General features: G+C 63.9%; 16 protein-coding genes and 1 pseudogene. 9 read left to right on the top strand and 8 right to left on the bottom strand.

All coding sequences use genetic code 11. From position 1 onward, the window contains the following. Positions 1–35: 35 nt before the first annotated feature. Genes VNW74_RS18405 through VNW74_RS18395 form a run of 3 tightly spaced genes read left to right on the top strand, consistent with a single transcriptional unit; the run spans position 36 to position 1,943 of the window. Positions 36–569 carry a carboxymuconolactone decarboxylase family protein gene (locus tag VNW74_RS18405; protein WP_325679366.1) on the top strand — a complete coding sequence of 178 codons (534 nt, stop codon included), beginning with the start codon at positions 36–38 and terminating at the stop codon, positions 567–569. 13 nt (positions 570–582) lie between these two features. Further along, positions 583–1,140: a carboxymuconolactone decarboxylase family protein gene (locus VNW74_RS18400; RefSeq protein WP_325679360.1), complete on the top strand. Its 558-nt coding sequence runs from the start codon at positions 583–585 to the stop codon at positions 1,138–1,140. Further along, the gene (locus VNW74_RS18395) at positions 1,137–1,943 is read left to right on the top strand and encodes an SDR family oxidoreductase (protein WP_325679358.1); all 807 of its coding nucleotides are present in this window, start codon (positions 1,137–1,139) and stop codon (positions 1,941–1,943) included. Before VNW74_RS18400 ends, VNW74_RS18395 begins: the two co-directional genes overlap by 4 nt. Here VNW74_RS18395 and VNW74_RS18390 read toward each other — a convergent pair whose 3' ends face one another. Together VNW74_RS18390 and VNW74_RS18385 are read right to left on the bottom strand one after the other, a co-directional pair. Then, complete coding sequence (locus tag VNW74_RS18390; RefSeq protein WP_325679356.1) at positions 1,944–2,549, bottom strand: hypothetical protein; 606 nt, start codon at positions 2,547–2,549, stop codon at positions 1,944–1,946. A 61-nt stretch (positions 2,550–2,610) separates the two neighbouring features. Continuing rightward, entirely contained in the window at positions 2,611–3,147 is a 537-nt protein-coding gene (locus VNW74_RS18385; RefSeq protein WP_325679354.1) for a DUF1003 domain-containing protein, read from the bottom strand. Between the two features lie 331 nt (positions 3,148–3,478). Between VNW74_RS18385 and glgX the strand changes: the two genes are divergently transcribed. The 6 genes from glgX (at position 3,479) to VNW74_RS18355 (ending at position 13,119) form a co-directional block, all read left to right on the top strand. Beyond that, positions 3,479–5,611: a glycogen debranching protein GlgX gene (gene glgX / locus VNW74_RS18380; protein WP_325679352.1), complete on the top strand. Its 2,133-nt coding sequence runs from the start codon at positions 3,479–3,481 to the stop codon at positions 5,609–5,611. A 31-nt stretch (positions 5,612–5,642) separates the two neighbouring features. Next, positions 5,643–7,574, top strand: coding sequence for a potassium transporter Kup (locus tag VNW74_RS18375; RefSeq protein WP_325679350.1), 1,932 nt, complete (start codon positions 5,643–5,645; stop codon positions 7,572–7,574). 158 nt (positions 7,575–7,732) lie between these two features. Further along, positions 7,733–8,668, top strand: coding sequence for a 3-hydroxyacyl-CoA dehydrogenase (locus VNW74_RS18370; RefSeq protein ID WP_325679348.1), 936 nt, complete (start codon positions 7,733–7,735; stop codon positions 8,666–8,668). A 14-nt stretch (positions 8,669–8,682) separates the two neighbouring features. Continuing rightward, positions 8,683–9,639 carry a 3-hydroxyacyl-CoA dehydrogenase NAD-binding domain-containing protein gene (locus tag VNW74_RS18365; RefSeq protein WP_325679346.1) on the top strand — a complete coding sequence of 319 codons (957 nt, stop codon included), beginning with the start codon at positions 8,683–8,685 and terminating at the stop codon, positions 9,637–9,639. 595 nt (positions 9,640–10,234) lie between these two features. After that, positions 10,235–11,572: a MutS-related protein gene (locus VNW74_RS18360; protein WP_325679344.1), complete on the top strand. Its 1,338-nt coding sequence runs from the start codon at positions 10,235–10,237 to the stop codon at positions 11,570–11,572. Beyond that, complete coding sequence (locus VNW74_RS18355; protein ID WP_325679342.1) at positions 11,569–13,119, top strand: MutS-related protein; 1,551 nt, start codon at positions 11,569–11,571, stop codon at positions 13,117–13,119. The genes VNW74_RS18360 and VNW74_RS18355 overlap by 4 nt, the downstream gene beginning before the upstream one ends. A 122-nt stretch (positions 13,120–13,241) precedes the next feature. Here the strand turns inward: VNW74_RS18355 and VNW74_RS18350 are convergent. The 6 genes and pseudogenes from VNW74_RS18350 to VNW74_RS18325 form a co-directional block, all read right to left on the bottom strand. Then, positions 13,242–13,819, bottom strand: a pseudogene (locus tag VNW74_RS18350) (transposase); the annotation flags it as partial. 303 nt (positions 13,820–14,122) lie between these two features. Next, positions 14,123–15,085, bottom strand: coding sequence for an ACP S-malonyltransferase (locus VNW74_RS18345; protein WP_325679340.1), 963 nt, complete (start codon positions 15,083–15,085; stop codon positions 14,123–14,125). Then, positions 15,082–15,696: a malonate decarboxylase holo-ACP synthase gene (locus VNW74_RS18340; protein WP_325679338.1), complete on the bottom strand. Its 615-nt coding sequence runs from the start codon at positions 15,694–15,696 to the stop codon at positions 15,082–15,084. The genes VNW74_RS18345 and VNW74_RS18340 overlap by 4 nt, the downstream gene beginning before the upstream one ends. Before the next feature lies 1 nt (position 15,697). Continuing rightward, the gene (mdcD, locus tag VNW74_RS18335; protein WP_325679336.1) at positions 15,698–17,437 is read right to left on the bottom strand and encodes a biotin-independent malonate decarboxylase subunit beta; all 1,740 of its coding nucleotides are present in this window, start codon (positions 17,435–17,437) and stop codon (positions 15,698–15,700) included. After that, a complete protein-coding gene (mdcC, locus tag VNW74_RS18330; protein ID WP_325679334.1) occupies positions 17,434–17,754 on the bottom strand; it encodes a malonate decarboxylase acyl carrier protein in 321 nt (106 codons plus the stop codon). Before mdcC ends, mdcD begins: the two co-directional genes overlap by 4 nt. Next, complete coding sequence (locus VNW74_RS18325; RefSeq protein WP_325679332.1) at positions 17,742–18,605, bottom strand: triphosphoribosyl-dephospho-CoA synthase; 864 nt, start codon at positions 18,603–18,605, stop codon at positions 17,742–17,744. The genes mdcC and VNW74_RS18325 overlap by 13 nt, the downstream gene beginning before the upstream one ends. Between the last annotated feature and the right edge of the window lie 3 nt (positions 18,606–18,608).

The following is an 18,608-nucleotide window of genomic DNA, read 5'->3' as shown; positions in this document are numbered from 1 at the left end:
GCCGAACCAGACGCAAAGTAGAAGGAGCCAAACCGATGTCGCGGATACCGCTCGCCACCGCCGATAGCCAGCCTGAAGAGATCCGCCAGTGGATGGCGCGTCGCGGCGATCTCAATGTCTTCGGATTGCTCGCCAACGATCCGCATGTGTTCGCCGGATGGACACAGATGGTCGACGAATTGTTCGACAGCCCGACCTTCAGCCTGCGGATGCGGGAAGTGATCATCTTGCGGGTTGCCCATCTGCAGGACTCACGCTACGAGCTCGCCCAGCACACTGCGATCGCCCGCAGCGCCGGGCTGACCGAACAACAGATCAACGCCATCATCGGTACGGGCGACGTGGATGCGGCCGCCTTCAGCCGCACCGAACGCGCCGCGCTCGACGTAGTCACCGAGTTGTGCAGCACCCACCAATTGAGTGAAAGCTCCTTCGCCGCGGCCCATGCGGCCTTCGACGATGAGGCTTTCACCGAGCTGCTGATGATCCTCAGTTGCTATTACGGGCTGGCGTTGGTGCTCAACGCAGCCGACCTGGATATCGACGCCACGGCCCGGTTCCAACCCTGACAGGAGAAGCAAAATGACTCGAATCGCCTACCGGCAGCTCGACGAAATGACCGAGCGGGCTCGCGAATTAACCGTCGAACGCGGCAATCTCAACGTCTACCGTGCGCTGGCTAACGCGGACAAGGTGTTCACCGGCTGGATGCTGGCCGGGCGCGCCGTCCTGAGTAGCCAGGTGGTGCCGGCCCGGCTGCGTGAACTCGTCACCCTGCGCACCGCTTATCTGATGGACTGCCCCTACGAACTCGGGCAGCATCGCGACGTGGCGCGCACAGCCGGGGTCAGCGGCGAGGAGATCGAAGGCATTACCTCCGAGTTCGATTGGCAAGCAGCCCATTTCAGTCCCATCGAAGTCGCAGTGCTGCATCTGACGACCGAGCTGCTGACCACACGCAGCGTCTCGGCACCAGTCTTCGACCAAGTGCATAGTGCGCTCGGTTCCGAGGCCACCGTCGAGATACTGATGATCATCAGTCGGTACGCGGGTCTGGCGTTGATGCTCAACGCGCTGGACGTGGACCTCGACGAATCGGCGCGGCTGCCGACCCCGTCAACGCAGGAGCCACGTTCTTGACCACTCGCCAGAGTCCGTTCCGGGCCGATCTCCTGCAGGGGAAGGTGGCATTGGTCACCGGCGGCGCGACCGGGCTGGGACTGGAGACCGCTCGGGTACTGGGTAGTCACGGGGCTCGCGTCGCCATCTGCAGCCGCAAGGAAGCCAATCTCCAAGCGGCGGTTGCGGCGTTGCGGCAGCAGGGGATTGCGGCATCCTACGGCGTCTGCGACGTCCGCCGTCACGACGAGGTGACGGCGGTCATCGAGGAAGTGCTCCGAACGTTCGGTCAAGTCGACGTCCTCGTCAACAATGCGGCCGGAAACTTCCCCGCCCCGATCAGCGACCTGAGCCCTAACGGGTTCAAGGCCGTCGTCGACATCGACCTGTTAGGAACATTCAACGTATCGAAGGCGGCTTACGAGCTGTGGCTGCGTGATCACGGCGGCGCCGTGGTGAACATCAGCGCGGCGATTCAGTACCGCGGCATGGCGTTGCAAGCGCACGTCGTTTCGGCCAAGGCCGGCATTGATGCACTGAGCCGCGCGTGTGCGATCGAATGGGGGCCCGACGGGGTCCGCGTCAACATCGTTGCCCCAGGGGCGATGTCAGGAACCGAGGGAGTCAAGAGGATCGCCGGCGATGACCAACACCGCGCCATCCAGAATCCCCTCAGGCGATCCGGTTCGACCACCGAGGTGGCCGACGCGGTGCTGTTCCTGGCCAGTGATGCGGCGTCCTACGTCACCGGGGCGACATTGGTCGTCGACGGCGGCGGTTGGCTGACAGCCAGCGGCGTGCCGGACTTGCCGGGCTACCACTGACTACGCGATGTAGCCCCGCGGCAACACCGAGAAGTCAAGGCAGGTCGCGGCCAATACGTCGCCCAACTCGGGAGCGACCGGCGCGTTGAGCTTGAGCAATACGCCGGCTGACGGTGGTTTCAGGGCGCCGATGTTTTGGTTGAGTAGCCATAGAGTGGTCTCTGCTGCGATACCGCTCCAGCCATTTTGCGCCCTCATCAAGGTGAGGACGCCGAGCTCGTCGCCGGCGGGCGAGAGCATCCGATGATGCCAGGCGCTGTCGGTCTTGGACCCGGTGTGCGGCTGTATCACGGCCAGGGTGGTGCCGCCACCGGTCTCCAACCGTGCCGCGCCGTCAGCCGGCACAATTTTTCCCACCGGTGTGTTCTTCTGTGTGATGGTTGTGGTTCGAGCCACCGCGATACGGAGTTCGTCGCCCGCGGTGTTCGACAGCATGTAGGTGCTTTTCCCCCCGTTCTTGTATCCGAGCAATACAGCAGCACCAGCCTTTTGTTGGGCGTGCGCCAACTCGGTGCCGTCGGGGCTGGTGAGCTGAACTCGCAACGCGTTGGACGTCGACCTAGTCAGTAACGCGAAGACGATAGTCGCGTCTCCAAGAATCGGCATGCCGAAATCCTAGTCCTGGTGCGTTCGAGCCCGGATCGCCGTGACCTCGAAGGACGGTTTGCTAGCTCGAATGGCCTCGCCGAACTGTGCCTTGCGCCCGAGGTGCCTCGCCGTCTGATGTAGCCAACGTGGGATCGGGTAAGTCGGACGCCGGACGATCGATTAGGCGCCGATGCAACTCCACTGTGAGCAAATGGATTTGACGTGTTAGGTCGGTGTTGGTCTTCAGCTCCAAGTCTTGGACTTCAAAGTCATGGTCTGCCTTGGCCTGCTGGAACGCCGCCTGTCGGTTCTGGCCGATCATCACGAACGTCGAAAGGAAGATCGCCTCGAGCGACACGACGAGAGTCAACGAGGGCCACGGGCTTTTCTCCAGGAACAGCATCCAGACGGCGAATAACGCCGCGTGAATCCAGACGAAGTTCATCGATCCCGCGAACGTGGTGATTCGGTCGGCCAGACGCAGTTGGAAGTTCCGGCTTCGCCGCTCGGCCTCTTCGAGCACCGCTGGATGGTGAGCTACCCGGCCGCGCAGGAGCCGGTGCGGGATCAGCTGTGGGATGCGCCGGGCAGTGACGGCGTGGTGATCGGTCGTCATGGTCATCCCCTTCGCGGCTGATCGCAAGCACCGGCCATCTGCGCACTCTAACCGTGGGTAGGCCAGCTGACGGTGTCCGCCGGCACACCGTCGATACCAGGGAATTGGTGTGCGCAACAACAACGATCTCAGTGCGCCACTTCGCGGGTAGACGCGGCGAGTGTTTGCGAGTTCCGGGCGGCCGTCGCCCGGGTGTAGCACGCGACAGCCCCTGCTGACCGAGATTGTCGGCAGTCACAATGACGGTGAAAGGTCCGTGCGGCACGATTCAGGAATTAGTAACGCAAGGAGTCCCATTGACTGACGTTGCGGTGCCAGAACCTGAGTCTCGATGACCACGCCAATCTTGCCCGGCAGACCCGCTCCGCTGGGCGCGACGTGCGGGCCGGATGGGACGAACTTCGCAGTGTCATCAAATGGCGAACAGGTGCTGCTTTGTTTGTTCGACCACACCGGGGCTGAGACCCGACTGGCGCTGCCGGAACGCGACGGCGACGTCTGGCATGGCTTCGTGCCCGGCGTCGGGGAGGGCCAGGCCTACGGTTTCCGAGTCAGCGGCCCCTACGATCGCGCTCGGGGCCTGCGCTACAACCCCGCCAAGCTTCTCCTCGACCCGTATGCCCGCGCGATCGACGGTGAATGCCGGTTCGGGCCCGAATTATTCGACTACGCAATGGATGACAACGCCGCGCCCAGCTTGCTGGATTCGGCCGGCCACATGCCGCGCAGCCTGGTGACGGCGCCGTTGCCACTTGTTTCGCCGGTGCCCGGCCCGGGCCATCCGCTCGCCGACACGATCATCTACGAGGTGCACGTCCGTGGCTTCACCGCAACGCACCCCGACGTACCACCCGCACTGCGCGGCACCTACGCCGGCCTGGCGCACGAGGCCGCGCTCGACTACCTCGTCCATCTCGGCGTCACCGCTGTCGAGCTGCTGCCCGTCCACCACAACGTGCCCGAGTCGTTCCTCGTCGAGCGGGGGTTGACGAACTACTGGGGTTACAACACCATCGGCTTCTTCGCGCCGCACGCGGCGTACTCGGCAGCGGTACGGGCCGGCCGTCGCGGGGGCCAGGTGGCGGAGTTCCGGAGAATGGTCGAGGCCCTGCACACGGCAGGGCTGGAGGTGGTGCTGGACGTCGTGTTCAACCACACCGCCGAGGGCGGGCCCGGGGGTCCAACGCTGTCTCACCGCGGCCTGGACAACACCGCCTACTACCGCCTGGACCCTAGCGATCCGAGTCGCTATATCGACACGACCGGGACGGGCAATTCGCTGAATACGGCGAACCCGACCACGCTGCGGATGATCACGGATTCGCTGCGCTACTGGGCGTCTACGATGGGCGTCGACGGCTTTCGTTTCGACCTGGCACCAACCCTCGGGCGAGCGGACGGCGACTTCGACCCGTTCTCGGCGTTCTTCGATGTGGTAAGCCAGGATCCGGTCATCTCACAGGTCAAGCTCATCGCCGAGCCGTGGGACGTCGGCCGCATGGACAGTTACGACATCGGCCGTTTCCCGCCGTTGTGGAGCGAATGGAACGGACGCTTCCGCGACACCATGCGCGACTGGTGGCGTAGCCACGACGGGCTGTTGGGGGATTTCGCTACGCGTCTGTGCGGTTCGGCTGACATCTACGACCGCCCCGATGAGGGACGCCGACCCAGCGCATCGGTCAACTTCGTCACCGTGCACGACGGCTTCCCGCTCAGCGACCTGGTCTCTTACAACAACAAACACAACGATGCCAATGGTGAGGGCAACCGCGACGGCACCGACGACAACCGCTCATGGAACTGCGGAGCCGAGGGCCCAACCGATGATCCTGACGTACTGGCCCTCCGCGCTCGGCAAAGGCGGGCGTTCGTTGCGACGCTGTTGCTGTCGGCGGGGGTACCGCTGTTGTTGGGCGGCGACGAGCTCGGGCGCACTCAGCGGGGCAACAACAACGCCTATTGCCAAGACAACGAGATCACCTGGTTCGACTGGACGACGGTTGACCATGAACTGCTGGATTTCACAACGGAAGTCATCGCATTGCGTCGGCATCATCCGGCGTTCCGCAGGCGGCGTTACTACACGGGCAAGGCGGCGTCGGACCTACGCTGGTTCACAACGGCAGGTGCGGAGATGACTGCCGACGAGTGGCGAAATCCGAGCGCTCGCAGCGTCGCGTTGTTCATCGATGGCTCAACGGATCCGGATGAGGGTCCCGACGGAACGCCGATGATCGATGATGACTTTTTCGTCCTGCTCAATGCCTGGTGGGAGCCGTTGACCTTCACTGTGCCGGACGATCTGCGCAGCAGACATTGGGACATTGCCTGCGACAGCTTCGACCCTGCGCGGAAGATTACTGCCGCGCAGGAGATTACGGTGGGGCCGCGCTCGGTCGTGGTCTTGCGGTCGGCGAGACTCGGCTCGACTGGCTTCCCGACCGGCAATCAGGTCAAATGAGAATCCGGAACCACTGATCGGGGACCACACAATGCCCACGACGCCTGCATCCACTTCCGCGGCTCGCGCGCGCAGCGGCAGGCAAACGGGTCGCCTGGCCGTTGCGGTGGGTGCACTCGGTGTCGTGTTCGGCGACATCGGGACTAGCCCGATCTACACCGTCCAGACGATCTTCAACCCCGGCGACCCTCACCCCGTGCCGATCACCGCGGACAACATCTACGGCGTCGTGTCGTTGCTCTTCTGGTCGGTGATGATCATCGTGACGCTGACCTACGTCACGCTGGTGATGCACGCCGACAACGACGGCGAGGGCGGCATCATGGCGCTCATCGCGCTGTTGCGCCGGATGGGCGCGCGCAGCGGTCGTACCGCGGTGGTGCTCGCGACATTGGGCGTGTTCGGTGCCGCCTTGTTCAGCGGTGACAGCATGATCACCCCGGCGGTCTCGGTGTTGTCCGCAGTGGAGGGCTTAAAGGTGATCCATCCGGGACTGCAGGACTGGGTGGTGCCGATCACCGCCATCCTCATCGTTGCGCTATTCGCGGTGCAGCGCCGCGGAACGGGTGTTGTGGGAGGTTTTTTCGGGCCAGTGATGACCGGCTGGTTTATCGCAATCGGTGCCTGCGGCGTGAACGGCATCCTCGACCATCCGCAGATATTGGCGGCGCTTTCCCCGGTGTACGCCGTGAAGTTCATGGTGGGGGATTTCGGCACCGCGTTCTTCTCGCTGACCGGGGTGGTGCTTGCGGTCACCGGCGCGGAGGCGCTTTACGCCGACATGGGCCACTTTGGACGCAAAGCGATCACCGGCGCTTGGCTTTTGGTGGTCCTACCGGCGCTGGTTCTCAATTATCTCGGGCAGGGCGCGTTGTTGATCACCAACAAGACCACGATGAGTGCTCCGTTCTTTCTGCTCATTCCGGGCTGGGCGCGATTGCCCATGGTGTTGCTAGCGACCGCCGCGACGATCATCGCGTCGCAGGCGGTGATCACGGGAGCTTTTTCGCTGGCATCCCAGGCCGCCCAACTCGGCTACCTTCCGCGATTGCGGGTGGTGCACACCTCGGCATCGACCGTCGGCCAGGTCTACATGCCATGGATCAACGGCCTGCTCATGGTGGCGGTCCTGATACTTGTGTTCGCCTTCCGCAGCTCGGCGTCACTGGCTTATGCCTATGGAATGGCGGTGACCGGAACGATCACCATCACGACGATGCTGTACCTGTATATGGCGCACGCAAGATGGCGGGTTCCGCTGTGGCTGATCGTTGTTGGCGGCAGCGCACTGTTGGGTGTTGACCTGCTCTTCGTGGCGGCGAACCTGACGAAGCTCGTCCACGGCGCGTGGCTGCCGCTGCTGATCGCCATCACAACGTTCACGGTCATGATCACGTGGCAGCGCGGCAGCACCATCGTCAGCCGCAGGCGTGAGGTCGCAGAGGGACCACTTGACGCGTTCGTCGATCAACTATCCAGGGACGGGCTACTGCGTGTCCCTGGCACGGCGGTTTTCCTCAACCGCAGCAGTAACACCGCGCCGTTGGCACTGCGCGCAAACGTCGAACACAACCACGTCCTCCCCGAGCAGGTTGTGATCGTCACGATCGAAGTGTTACCAATCCCGCGGGCCAGCGACTCTGAGCGCGTCGAAGTCGACTCGCTCGGCCACGCTGACGACGGAATCATCCACGTGACCGCACGTTTCGGGTACATGGAGACGCCAGACGTCCGGCAGGCGTTAAGTCTCCTCGAGCCGACGAAAACCGAGGGATCAATCTCGATCGATGACGCTTCGTATTTCTTGTCGAAGATCCAACTGATAAAGGGCGAGCCACGGACCATGCCCGCATGGCGTACGAATCTCTTCATCGCCACGTCGCACCTGAGCGCGGACGCTGCCGAGTCCTTCTGTCTGCCCCAAGACCGAACCCTGATCATGGGGTCGCGGATCGAGGTTTGAGCCCTTGCGCAGGGCGATGTCGTGCCGGACAACGATCGCTATAGATCACTGTTACCAAACACGTAGACGGCGTCGGCGGCCAGTACAACGATGGCACTACTTGACGCTGAGGCCAATCGGGCACTCGGCTCGGTTCCGATGGATCTGGGGTGAGGCACATGGTCAGTTCGCAAATGCAGCAGCCACGACGTGCGTCCGGCGGCACAGCCACGGTGGGTCGCCTGTTCCTTCTCGACCTCAGCGACAACCGTGTGGTCTCGCTTAATTCGGACGGGTCCGACCGCAAGGTCATCGTCACCGACTGCAGACTCCCCGATGGCATCGTGATCGATGTCGAGGCGGGACACATTTACTGGACCAACATGGGGGATCCCAAGGCGAACGATGGCTCGATCGAGCGAGCCGACCTCGACGGGAGGAATCGAAAGACGATCGTTCCGCAGGGCGCCACATTTACTCCCAAGCAGCTCCAACTCGAACGCAAGAGCGGAATGCTGTACTGGTGCGACCGCGAGGGCATGCGCGTGATGCGCGCCAACCTTGACGGTTCGAACATCGAGACCGTGGTGAACACGAGTCAGGGCGACCGGCGACCGGGTCCGGACGCCACGAAGTGGTGCGTGGGTGTGGCCGTCGATGTTGATGGCGGCAAGGTCTACTGGACCCAGAAGGGTCCCGACAACGCCGACAGGGGCCGCCTTTTCCGCGCGGGTATCGAGATTCCCGACGGACAGACGGCGTCTGATCGAGCAGACATTGAAGTTCTCTATGACGGGCTCCCCGAGCCGATCGATTTGGAACTCGATCTCAACCATCGCGTCATTTATTGGACCGACCGCGGCGATCCCCCCCGCGGCAACACGGTCAATCGCGCACCGATGGATTCGGATCAGAAGGGCCGCCCCGCCCCGGAGATCGTGCTCACGCACTTGATGGAGGGAATCGGTATCGCCCTGGATCTGAAGGGTGACCGGATGTTTGTCACCGACCTGGGGGGCAATATCCTCTCGGCCAAGCTCGATGGTTCGGACGAGAAAGCCCTGCTCGTCGCTCAAGGAAACTTGACCGGCATCGCATACGCCGAAATTTCTTGAACGGAGACGTCGTCATGTCATTCGATAAACCAATTCGTCGCGTCGCAGTGGTCGGTACCGGTGTGATCGGCGCGAGTTGGGCGGCACAGTATCTGGCGCGGGGTTTAGACGTCGTTGCGACCGATCCGGCTCCCAACGCTGAATCCAACTTGCGCAAATACGTCGACGAGGCCTGGGAACTGCTCGAAGAAATCGGCCTGTCGGCGGGCGCATCGCGCGACCGCTTGAGCTTTACCGAAGACATGGGACAGGCGCTCGCGCAGGCCGACTTCGTTCAGGAAAACGGCCCCGAGCGGCCGGATTTCAAAATGAAGTTGTTCGCGGACATGGATGAAGCGACGCCCGTCGACTCGATCATCGCCTCAAGTTCGTCGGGAATAACACCAAGCGTGATGCAATCGGATTGCAAGCACCCCGAGCGGGTCATTGTCGGCCACCCGTTCAATCCGCCCCACATCATTCCGCTTGTGGAGGTGGTGGGCGGCACCAAGACATCGCCCGAGGCCATCCAGCACGCGATGCGCTTCTACACCTCGATCGCCAAGAAGCCCATTCATTTACGCAAGGAACTGCCCGGACACGTCGCCAACCGGCTACAGGCTGCGCTGTACCGGGAGATTCTCTACCTGATTGAACAAGGCGTGCTGAGTGTCGAGGAGACCGACACCGCTGTCAGCTACGGGCCCGGACTCCGGTGGGGTGTGATGGGCCAAAGCCTGCAATGGCATTTAGGCGGTGGAGCGGGCGGCATCGACCACTTCATGGAGCAACTCATGGATCCGCTTGCGGCAATGATGAAGACTCTTGGAAATCCCGAAGTAACTCCGGAACTCAAGCAAACCATCGTTGAGGGTGTGACGCGCGAAGCCGCGGGACGCTCCGTCGACGAGCTCGCTCGAGAAGAGGACGAGGTAATAATCGGACTTCTTAGGCTGCGAGCGAATGGTGCGAGCGCATCGCTGCCGGAGTAGGAAGCTGAGTCAACCCGTTGGCGCTTGAGGGCGCGGGGGGCGCGTTAGCCGGGGCCAGTCGGTCAGGAACACGTCGACGCCCCGTCACTCGCGGAGCCGCGTATCCGTTCGCAGATTGACCGGACCCCGTGAACTGGTCCACGGCAAATGAGGGTCGTTCATCGGCGTATACGGATTGCAGGCTAGCGGTGTGAGCTGGTCGTATCCGCATTCATGTACATCCCATTATCGATAGCCGAGCCTCGACCGCTCAACGCCCCTCGTTCGTCCGCGGAATGCCTCTTTGCCGACATCTGGTGGCGTAGCATCCGCGTAGGCGAAGGAGCCCGCCGCGACCGCCGCATCGGGTTGACCGGATTTCACCATGGTGTGCCTTTGACGATAGATAGCGGGGGAGCGAGTGGCGCGCTTTACCAGCATCCTGTTCCCGCAGGGCGGTGGCTCGAGCGGCATCGACGAAGTGCCAGGATGCTTCGCCGATTTGCATCTCGACGAGGTCATCGCCACAGTCACTGCCGCATCGACCGACGATCATCTGCATCGGCTCTTTTACGTCCCGCTGCACGAGATTTCTTTCGTCGAACACCGCCACCGGGTGTTCCAGGATCTCGAACGCGACGAAACCCGCCAGCCGATCTCGATATTTGTTGACGGCATGGCAACGATGCAGCGCAGTCTAGAACAGGCTAATTGGCTGCCTTATCCGCTGCAACGCCAAGGCGGGTTCCTTCACGCCGTTCACACGTATTGCGATGTGGTCGCATCGCTACGCGACCAACTTGCACGCGTTGAGCTGACTTCTCGCGGGCTGCGCGACTTCGCCGACTATGTCGCCGAATACGTCGCTAGCGACACATTCCGAAGGCTGGCGAGCGACACCGCTGCCGTCCAGAGCGCTTTACACGAGGCGCGCTATACCGTGCACGTTGACGGTCTGCGGGTGAATGTCGAGAAGTACGACAGCCAAACCGATTACGGTGAAGAAGTCGTGGCGACATTTGAAAGGTTCGCCAGCGAGGTAGGCGAGGACTACCGGGTGGCCGCGAAGGATCACTCCGGTATGAGCCATGTCGAGGAACAGATCCTGGGCTGCGTTGCCAAGCTTTACCCGCATGCCTTTGCCCGCCTCGATGATTTCTGTCGCCGACACAAGCAGTTCGTGGAGTCCGTGATCCAGCGGTTCGACCACGAGATCGGTTTCTATTTATGCTATTTGGCGATCGTTCGCCGTCTGACGAGCGCGGGTGTAAATTTCAGCTATCCTGAGGTCACGGCCGAGCCTGGCGCGCTGTCGGCGGACGAAGCTTTCGATCTGGCACTGGCGATCAAGTCGACTAGCGAGGCGCAGGCCCTAGTCAGCAACAACTTTCATCTGTCGGGGCTCGAGAGGATTCTGGTCGTTACCGGACCCAATCAGGGCGGCAAAACGACGTTCGCCCGGACCATCGGCCAGTGTGCCTATCTTGCTTCGCTGGGCTGTCCGGTGCCCGCCCGCTGGGCCAGGTTCACCTTGCCTGACCGAATCTATACCCACTTCGACCGTTCAGAGGTTCTCTCGACACCGCACGGAAAACTTGAGGACGAGCTGATACGGATTCGTGACATCTTGTCGGGCGCGACCGCGACGAGCGTCATCATCATGAATGAAAGCTTGTCGTCCACCACGGTCGCGGACGCGTTGCTCATCGGCACCGAAATCCTGGGGAGAATCATCGCGCTGCGCTGTGTCGCCGTGTGCGTTACGTTCCTCGACGAGCTCGCCGGTCTGGATCAAGCGTGCGTCAGCATGGTCGGCGAAGTTGCTCTCGATGAGAGATTCACGCGCACATTCACTTTCACGCGTCGTCGCGCGGACGGCCTGGCCTACGCCGCCGCGTTAGCCGATAGACACGGACTCAATCCTGACGTGCTGCGGCGCAGGATCTGCGGATGAAGGTACGCCTGCTCCATCCCGAACACGATCAGGGTCTGGAACCCCGGTTGCCTTGGCAGCTGGGCATTCTCCTTAACGAGGACCTGGAACTGGGCCGACTCTATGACGCCATGGCGGGCGGCGACGCATTCCTGCGCGAGACCGCCGAGAAGGTGGTTCCGCTGGCCGTCAACGACCCTGATGTCATCGTTTTCCGCCAACAGGTGTTGACCGACTGCCTAACCAATCGCAGCGCGGTCCAACAGCTGTATGACACCGTGGTCGCGGTCAGCGGGCTCGAACTGCGGCACAAAGTGTTTCTCGGCGGCCTGGGATCGCGGGACCCGATGTTGATCCTGCGCCGCTCCGTGCGGGTCATGGAACTGCTCACCAAAAGTATGAGGCAGCTGCGTGGCCTTGGCGATACGTACGTCGACCGCTTCAGCTCGACCGGGTTTCGGCAGCTGTTCGCGATGTTCGCTGAGCAGCTCTCCGATGACTACTTGGCCCAGGTCGAGGAGTATCTGCGCGAGTTGCATCTTCCGCGTGGAGTCCTGCTCAGCGCACGAACCGGACCCGGCAACTACGGCGCAGACCACGTTCTTCACCAGCCGCCGCAGCGCAGTCGCTGGGCCGGGCTAACCGGAAACCACAGCAACGGCCGCGGGTTTGTGGTCGACGACGGTGACCTGGCCGATGCGCACGCGCTCACCCAGTTCGCGGGTCGCGCGATCAACGACGTCGCAAATTCAATTACCCGATCAGCCGAACACATTCAACGTTTCTTCGGGCGGCTTCGAACCGAACTCGGATTCTACCTTGGGTGCCTGAACTTGCACGACACGCTCACCAAACGCCGTGTTCCGATGTGCTTTCCGGTGCCCGCACCGATCGAGGTAACGCGGTTTGACTGCCGCGGTCTGCGCGACGTCGCGCTGTGCCTGGCCACTAGCCACGACATCACCGGCAACGACGTCGCGGCCGACGGGAAAACACTGATCGTCATCACCGGCGCCAACGGGGGCGGCAAGTCGACGTTCCTACGCAGTGTCGGAGCTGCACAACTCATGATGCAAGCCGGCATGTTCGTCACCGCACAACAATTCAGCGCCAACGTCCGAAACGGCGTCTTCACACACTTCACCCGCCAAGAAGACGTCACCCTCACCCATGGCAAGCTCGACGAAGAAATGGCCCGGATGAGCGCGCTGGTCGACTACGTCGGCCCGACATCGCTGCTGTTGAGCAACGAATCCTTCGCTTCGACCAATGCACGCGAAGGATCGCAGATCGCGCAAGGCATCGTGCAGGCGATGGTCGAAAGCGGGGTCAAAGTGCTTCTGGTAACCCACCTTTACGACCTCGCCCACAGTCTCCACACATGCCACAATTCCGGGTACCTGTTCCTACGAGCCGAGCGCCTTTCCGACGGTGTCAGAACATATCGGTTGACCCCCGGCGAACCCGAAGGCACCAGCTACGGCGAGGACTGTTTCCGAAAGATCTTCGGCACCGATACGCAAGCAGGCGGGCAACGCGCTCGGTCCAGTCGGCAGGTGGCTCAATGACTGCCGTTGCCGACACTCATCTTCGTGACGTCAAATTGCAGGTTGCCTCACAAATGATGGCGGGACTGCCTGAATTGCTCCACGGCGGACGAGAGTCCTTCATTGGTGGGTACAGACGGACGCCTAGCGGGCCGGCGATGCTGCGGCACCCAAAGCCCTTCTTCGCGCCAAAGACGCTGCACCTTCGTATGATTGACTGCCCAGCCTTCAGCGCGGGCGTCGTGATAGGTCGGTCGGAACCCGCGCCGCGGATGTTCCTTGGCATACTGGCGAAGCTAGGTTCGCAGGGCGGCGTCGGGGGTCCTCTGGCGTGGCAGAGACGAGTGCGTGTCGTTGGGTTGCGTCGTGCTGCCCGGTCACGCGACAGGCAAACCGCTCACTGACCCCCAGCACGCGCTGAAGTTGACGAACGGCTGCCCGCCGACGTTCCGGGCCTAGAAGTTTCCCTTCGCGATCTCCCGTAGCGCGTCCTTCCAAGTAGGCGTTTGAGAGTGGCCTTCTCCCGTTCGAGGTCCTTGAGGCGTTTGGCGTCCGCCGCTTTCAGGCCGCCGAACTGGTTGCGCCACCGCTGGTAGGTGGCCTCGGAGACACCCAGTTCCCGGCATACTGCCGCGGTGTCCTTGCCCTCGGCAAGGAGCCGATCGGCCGCCATCAGCTTGCGCACAATCTGCTCCGGGCTGTGTCGCTTCCTAGTCAACATGATCTTGTTGAGCCTTCCTGCCCGCGTCGTGGGCTGTAAGACTCCCGTAAGCCATGGATGAATTGATCGGGGTCAGGCCAAGATCCAACGATCAGCTCTGTTGACGACTAGACCCGCACTACGACCGGCACGGCCTGCCCGGCGGCAACCCACTGGTGCTGCGCGCGATTCTGGGCCGCGAACCGCGAACGCTGACGGACTACTTCCGCGAGCTCGCCCACCGACGCGTGAGAACAACCGGTTGAGATTGGAACAGCATTCCCTAAGTTGTTCTGCGCAACGATCGGCCTGTGCGCCTCTAACCTATACCGGCCTGCGACCTGTCCCGGTATCGAGCAGTCGGTTTGCCCGTCGGACGGCAGCCGCAAGACCGTTGTCCTGCAGGGAGATCGCGGCGACCGCGGGTGCGGCCGACGCCAGGAGTCGGGTCAGGACGTGACCGGGCTCGGTCTCGACGGCGCAGGTCGCGCCGAGCTCATTCATCAGCCGGGTGGCGTCGTACCACTGGACCGTGCGCGCGACCGCCTGGGCCAGGTCGTCAAGTACGGTCTGAGCTGAGGTCGTGGCCCGTCCCCGTGTGTTGGTGAGGTAGCGCACGGTGGGTTCGCGGCGCGGCAATCCGGCAAGGTGCGCCGCCATCCGTTGCGCGGTGGCCGCCTGCTTCGGGCAGTGCGACGCCACCGCCACGTCGAGTCGTTCGTAGTTGAGCGCCCCGGCGATCTTGGCTGCATCGGCTACCTTCCGCAGCGCTGATGCCGTACCACTGAACACGGTTTGGGTCGCGCTGTTGATGTTCGCCACCCAGACGGGGTCATCGGCGGTGGCGACCTGTTGTGCGATCTGACAGGCGGATCGGGTGGATAGTCCGGTCACGGCGGCCATGCCCCAATCACCATCCGCGCATGCCTCTTTCATCAGATCGCCGCGCAGCGCCACCGCGGCCAGGGCTTCGGCAAGGGTGATGACGCCAGCCGTGACAGCGGCGCAGAAGGCACCTACGGAATGGCCGGCGACGAACTGCGGGGTCAGACCGTGGTCATCGCTCAGTGCTCGCGCGCACGCCACGCCGGCGATGAGCAGAGCGATCTGGACGTGGGCGGTGTCCTGCAACGCTGCGGCCGTGTCGACGTCTGCAGTCAGGCCGAGGCGCCCTAGCTGAGAACGGGATTCGTCCAGCACCGCCGAAACCGCCGGGGTGCTTGGGAGGGTGTGCAGCATTCCTGGCTGCTGTGAACCCTGGCCGGGAAACAGAAACGCCAGACTCATGACACTGCGACGGCGCGCGGGACGAGCCGGACCCCTGCGGCGGTTCGCACCATGACGTCGGATTGTCCGCCGACAAGTTCAGCCAATGCGATAGCGCCAGAGGTGGTTTCGACTTGACAGTCCACTCGCACGGCGAGAGCACGGAACTCGCGATGCAACGCGGCAAGAAGCGTCAGCGCCCCCGACGAACCGCGTGGTGCCCGAACGATCAGATCGAGATCACTTTCGGTTGTGGCCGTGGGGATTCCGGTGGCCAGTTCGAAGCCGACGCTTCCGGTCGGGCCCCACGGCAGCCCCGTATCGTCCAGAACCGGTCGAACGGTGCGTAACGTGCGCATCGAAGCCAGTTCGCGATGGGCGCGAGGGGGTATGTGCGCGAGGTCCTCGGGAACCACAACCTCGCAGACGTCATCCGGATCCACCGCCGTGGCATAGCGTTCGGATCTGCTTGTCCCGCGCACACCGACGGCGATCCGGCCCTGTGGGGCCGCTGCCCGCCGGACGACGACCCACGGTGTCACGGCCAGCGCCCTATTAACCCACCCCGGCGCGGCCGCGGGCACCCGTCCACCCGACAGGCGCAGCAGGTCGTGCGGTCGGGGCGAGATCACGTTAGGACTCTGGGTTCCATTGCCGGGCAAGCAAATCACGGACCGCACGCGAGGCGTGCCGCATCGTGACGGCTGCATCCGAGTCGAGCCGGTTGGACAGGTCGACGGGGCCGCTGCGGGCCCGTTGAACGGCGTCGGCGATCGCCGCGTCCACCACCTCGACGTCATGCGCCGTTGGGGTGTCCGCGTTCTCGACCTTCAGCAGCCCGTCGCAGAATCCGAGCTTCGCCCAGTCTTCGACGCGGTAGCTCAGCGGCACAATGGTCTTGGCGAGTTCGTCGAGTTCGTCGACGGTGCGCAAAGTAATGCGGGCGGCGGCGGGCTTGTGCATGGCGTGGATCTCGACTCCCGGGTCGTCGAGCGCCAGGATCTGGTTGGCCTGTAGACCATGAGTGAGGAACCCCCCGGAAAGGGCGGTGCCGACGACGACGGCGACGACGGGGTGTCCGGCGATTCGGGCGGCGTGGTACGCGTCGGTGCTGGCAGCCATTGCCAGGTGCAAACCGGCCATCTCCTCAGTGCGGCCGTAGGCCTGACTGGGGAGGTCGACGACGGCGACGATCGCGCGCTTGTGCTGCGCGTCCTCATCGGCCTCGACAAGATCGCGGACGGCCTGAGCCAAGGCCAGCGATTCGGTCAGGCCGACCTGTCCCTCGCGGGCGCGATAGAACCGGTTATCGGGATCGGGTACCACGGCCAGATAGCGGGCGGTATCCGTCGTTGCCGACAACACCGACGGGATGATCGGTTCGGGTGCGCGGTCGCCGCTCAGCGCGTGCAGCCAGGTCCGGCCCCTGCTGGTGGGCGGGTCGCCAGTCTTATCGATCGGCCTAGGCCCGGCGTCAACGGGAATAGCGACCGGCTCGTAACGGCCACCCCACAACGTTCGCAGATCCCGCGGGTCCGGGGGAGTAGCGGGATCCAGCGTCGCGAGCCGGGAGGCCAATACGTCGAGGCGTTGGCTGCGGTGCCGAGCGGCTTCGGCGACACCGGCGTCGATCGCGTCGATGAGAGCGGCGCGCAACCGGTCGGCGTCGTCGGGAACGAGATCGTCGGCCAGCCCGGTGGCATACCGTTGCTCGCCGCCGTCGACCGCCCAGATCAGGGTGTGGTCGCTCGAGTCGAATTCGTCGATGCCGCCTTCCTGTTCGATGACCGCAGGCCCGTTGAGGCCGATGCGGGCTTGCGGGGTGACGATGAGCCGGGTGCACAGCCCCGCGGCGATGCTCATTCCACCAAACGATCCGACGGTGCCTGCGACGATACCGATCACCGGTGCCAGCGGGCGCAGATCCAATACGGCTGAACAGATCTCGGCGACGGCGTTGAGTCCGAGGTTGGCTTCCTGCAGTCGGACACCGCCGGTCTCGAAGAGGAGCACCGCGGCGGTCGGCGTACCCGCCCGCGAGTCCGCGGCGGCCAGCAGCAACGCCTGCGAGATCTTGGCTCCGGACACCTCGCCGGTCCCGCCGCCCTGGAAACCCTGTTCGATGGAGCCGATTACGACCGGATGGCCGTCGACGGTACCTCGGGCGATCACGGTGCCGTCATCGGCCTGCGGGGTGATGCCCTGGGGAACCAGCCAGGGCGACTCCAGCCGATCGAAGGGCCCCGCGAGGACCCGCAGCGAGCCCGGGTCGAGCAGTGCGGTCGCGCGGCCTGACGCGTCGAGTTCGATGAAGCTGCGTCGGGCGAGGAGTTCCGGCCAGGTCAGTCCGGCGAGCAGGCCGGTGTCGGTCATGAGGTCGGCCCGTTCGCGGCTGCTCCGGCTTCAGCGGCTTGGCGCAGTCGTAGGTTCACGACGCCGGGGGTGGCGCCGAAGTCGTTGAGTTCCCAGCGGCCCGCCAGGGGGGTACGGGTGAAGAACCGCTCGAGGACGTCGTGCCAGACGGTGTCGAATCCGTTGACGCTGGTGCGGACCCGGACGACCACGCTGTCCGGCGAATCCTCCGCTGGCGGCTCGAGCAGAATCTCCAGATCGCCCGACGCGACGACGCCGATGTGCACTTTGTGCGAGGCGGCCTCCTGGGCCGGGAATCGGTAGTTCAGGGTCTGCATGGCTGAGATGGCCTCTCCTCCAGGGCGTCGAGAAACAATGTGGCCGACAACAGATCTCCGCTGCCGCCAGGTGACAGCCGTCGGGTCAAGCACATGTCGTCGAGAGCGGCGAAGCGCCGTCGACCCTCGGGTGTGCGGAACCCGCCGGCGTCCATAACGGCCTGCGCGCCCGCTTGCAGCGCGCGCAGCCCCGCCGATCCGCCGCGATGCAGCACGCAGGTGTCGTCGAGATTGGCCATCAGTGACAACAGTGCCTCAAGGCGCGCCGTCCCTTCGTCTGCGCCAGAGCGCCGGGCGGCGCGCAGCGCGGGGAGTGCGTGCAGGCGGACGTGGGGGAACCCCGCTTGCGCCTCGCCGGCTGCGCCGGAGACTCCGTAGCGGAGACGGGCGCGCGCACCGTGCGACGCCTGCGTGGCGGTGGTGTGTCGGTCGGGGATCGCAGCCAATCGTGCCGCGACCTCGACTGCGCCGGCCGTCCCGCTGCCCAGCGCCGCCCCCGCACTCAGCAGCCCCAACGCCCACAGCGCGCCCCGATGGGTGTTCACCCCGCCGGTGGCTGCGAGCATGGCCCGTTCACCAGCGCGGCCGATCTCACCCAACCGGGCCCTCAGTTCGGGGCCAGTGATCGATTGCTTTGCTGCAGAAGCGCATTCGGTGAAGGAAGTGCGCAGCGACTCGGCTGACGCGTGCAGTATGGCCAGATCCATGTCGGTGTGTGCACCGCAGCCTCGCTGATCGACCAGCCCCGGCTTCGGGGTGAGGTCCGCTTCGGCGCGGATGGCGGCGACGGCTAGGTCGGCGATCGAGGTGCTCGTGAGAAGCGTTGCGGCAGACGGCGTTGCAGTGATCATTGA

This window comes from Mycobacterium sp., from assembly GCF_035570115.1.
GTDB lineage: Bacteria > Actinomycetota > Actinomycetes > Mycobacteriales > Mycobacteriaceae > Mycobacterium.
The sequence above is the reverse complement of the archived record's forward strand: the minus strand, read 5'-3'. Positions and strand labels throughout refer to the sequence as shown.